At 41.8% G+C, this 1501-nt stretch carries 3 protein-coding genes and 1 tRNA gene; all 4 read left to right on the top strand.

What is annotated here, in order from left to right; genetic code table 11:
- On the top strand, nt 1-195 hold a 195-nt coding region (locus tag ACKI5B_RS05075; protein WP_407426470.1), incomplete at its 5' end, for an HAD hydrolase-like protein.
- Nucleotides 196-213: 18 nt separating this feature from the next.
- Nucleotides 214-287: transfer RNA gene (locus ACKI5B_RS05080), tRNA-Arg, on the top strand.
- 2 nt (nt 288-289) lie between these two features.
- Complete coding sequence (locus ACKI5B_RS05085; RefSeq protein WP_407426472.1) at nt 290-1045, top strand: acyl-[acyl-carrier-protein] thioesterase; 756 nt, start codon at nt 290-292, stop codon at nt 1043-1045.
- A 108-nt stretch (nt 1046-1153) separates the two neighbouring features.
- The coding region (locus ACKI5B_RS05090; RefSeq protein WP_407426474.1) for an MFS transporter at nt 1154-1501 on the top strand (348 nt) is incomplete at its 3' end.

The following is a 1501-nucleotide window of genomic DNA, read 5'->3' on the forward strand; positions in this document are numbered from 1 at the left end:
CCTTCCAGAAAAATACTTGATAAGGCACTTGAGTGTGCTGAATCTGCTTTGGGTGCAAAAGTTTCATATTCTGACTGTGTTTCAATCGGAGACCGCTACGATATTGATCTTGCTCTTGCGGTAGAGCTTGGAATGGGCGGAGTCCTTGTGAGCGGGGCGGAGGATGTTTGCAATCTTACCGGGATTTTGCTATAATTCCCTCATAAAACTTTCGATCCCGTAGCTCAGCTGGATAGAGCATCCGCCTCCTAAGCGGAAGGTCGTGCGTTCGAATCGCATTGGGGTCATTATGATTACACAAAAACAATGGTACGATGAAGACGGAATTACTTTTAACTCTGAGCATAAAGTTCAGTTCAGTCAGAGTGATTCTAACAAAAAAATGAGCTTTTACGAGCTGCTCAAAGTTACCAGTGACATGGCTGTTGAAGATTATGCTCAGCGCGGTATGGACAGAGACACTCTAACAGCTAACGGTTATGCCTGTCTTGTTTCCCGTGTTGCCTTCCGTTTTCACAGAATGCCTGCCGAAAACGAAAATTATGTCTTTACTACATACGAAGAAAAATCCGAACCGCTTCAGCTTGTCCGTGCATACGAATTCAGAACTCCTGAAGGAAAGCCTTTGATTACAGGTTTAAGTTCCTGGCTTTTAGTTGACCCTAAGGCTCACAGAATCATTCCTACAAAAAAATTTGAGATGCGGCCTTTTCCTGAAAATCAAAAAGAACATGATTGCATGAAATACGGCAAAATTCAGATTCCTGAAGACCTGGAATTGTGGGATGAGCGTACCATTAAATATTCAGAAATTGACGGAAATAATCATGTAAACAATGCGCGCTATGGTGCTTTTGTAGCTGATTCTATCCCTGAAAATATGCGGAATTTCGTATTTACTGACTTCCGCTTAAACTATGCAAAAGAAGCTAAATTAGGCCAAAAACTAGAAATTTTTGGAAAGGTAAACGAAACAGAAAAACGCCTTACGATTGTCGGTAAAACAGAAGAAGGCACTTCTTTTGAAGCAGAATTGTACTGGTAAATCCAAAAAACTTTCAAATTGCACAAAAACAGTGCTAAATTTCACAAAAATTATCCATGCATGACCATATTTAAGCCCTTACACTATGAACATGAAAGGGGGCTATTTATGGCTATTGAAAAAGATGTAAAACCATTCGGTCTTAAAGACAAAATCGGCTACATGTTCGGCGACTGCGGCAATGACTTTACGTTCATTTTGTGCGCAATGTTCTTAATGAAATTCTACACAGACGTAATGGGCGTTTCTGCAGCAATCGTCGGTCTTATGATGATGGCGGCGAAATTTTTTGATGCGTTTACCGACGTTCTTATGGGACAGATTTGCGACAGAAGCCCGGTAACGCCAAAAGGCAAGTTTTTGCCGTGGATTCGCCGCGTAATGGGCCCGGTAGCGCTTGCAAGCGTGCTTATGTATGCCGTCTGGTTCAAAAATGCTCCGATGGGCTTTAAAATC

The sequence above is a fragment of the Treponema sp. genome, assembly GCF_045657965.1.
Classification (GTDB): domain Bacteria; phylum Spirochaetota; class Spirochaetia; order Treponematales; family Treponemataceae; genus Treponema_D.

Excerpts from the sequence above, each read along its gene's own strand:
- ACKI5B_RS05085 (WP_407426472.1), top strand. The coding sequence starts at position 290 with ATGATTACACAAAAACAATGGTACGATGAAGACGGAATTACTTTTAAC.